The sequence below is a fragment of the Gluconobacter sp. Gdi genome (assembly GCF_014132155.1).
GTDB lineage: Bacteria > Pseudomonadota > Alphaproteobacteria > Acetobacterales > Acetobacteraceae > Gluconobacter.
Map to the genome: position 1 here is coordinate 1 of NZ_BLJQ01000057.1, position 652 is coordinate 652.

The window sequence follows — 652 nt, forward strand, 5'->3', positions numbered from 1 at the left end:
GCTCGATCGCAGCATGACCGTCTCGACCTATGGCGGCACGGGCCGTCTGGATGGGGACAGCAACGTGGCCGGCCGCAACAGGCCGCGTCTGCGGGGAACAGCCTGCAATGTCACGCCCGTTCTGATCGATGCCACGAATTACGTTTATCAGGTCAGTGACGGCCCGGTAGACATCACGGCCCTTTACGAGGGCGGCTATGCGGATGGCATCACGTTTGCGGCGGATGTCGAGGACATTTATGCCGCCTCTCCACCCGCTGGCACCTGGAGCCGGCAGGTCCAGCCAAACGGGACATGGATCCGTCTGGGCTCGCGGCCGGTCTATCAGATCACGCTCGATGCCTTTGGGCATTTTCCATCCGGTGCAGTTCCTGTGAATGTGCTTGACATCCTGCGACAGATGCTGATCGAGGACATTCCCGTGCCACACGGCACGATCGATGCATCCTGGCCTGTGACCTCTGATCTCGCGCCCTGGTCGGCCGGCTGGTACTGGGATGGCAGCAGTTCTGAAACGGGCACGACCATCACACAGACCCTGCTGTCCGGGCTGGGCCTCACTCTGGTGTCCACGCGGCGGGGCACATTGCGTCCCGTTCGCTTGCAGATCCCGGATCCGGACACGGTGCCGGTTCTCAGTCTGACGCCCGAT

The 652-nt window shown here is 62.7% G+C and carries 1 pseudogene; it reads left to right on the top strand.

Annotation, left to right across the window (positions count from 1 at the left end):
• A pseudogene (locus tag JN414_RS16430) lies at positions 1-652 on the top strand (hypothetical protein); the annotation flags it as partial.